1 protein-coding gene is annotated in these 254 nt (G+C 48.4%); it reads left to right on the top strand.

Annotated features, from left to right (window positions below):
- Window positions 1–10: 10 nt before the first annotated feature.
- On the top strand, window positions 11–254 hold a 244-nt coding region (locus ACTHS4_RS12180; RefSeq protein ID WP_440366019.1), incomplete at its 3' end, for a YhcH/YjgK/YiaL family protein.

Genomic DNA, 254 nt, shown 5'->3' with positions numbered 1-254 from the left:
AAAATATACCATGATTTCCGACACCATAAACAATGCCACCCGCTACGCTGCCTTGCATCCCGACTTTGCCGAAGCCTTCCATCTGTTGCAGACCTTGGATTTTGCCAAACTGCCGGACGGCCAAGTGCCATGTGAGAATCCCAATATCCGTATTTTTATCGGCAGTGAGCCGATGAGGACTAAAGGCGAAGCTCAGCCTGAAGCGCACTTAAAACATATTGATATTCAAACGCCGATTGATGGCAGCGAAACGT

Source organism: Neisseria sp. P0014.S009 (assembly GCF_051958155.1).
Classification (GTDB): Bacteria; Pseudomonadota; Gammaproteobacteria; order Burkholderiales; family Neisseriaceae; genus Neisseria; species Neisseria flavescens_C.
Note: the sequence above shows the minus strand (reverse complement) of the source record. Positions and strands in the feature narration are given on the sequence as shown.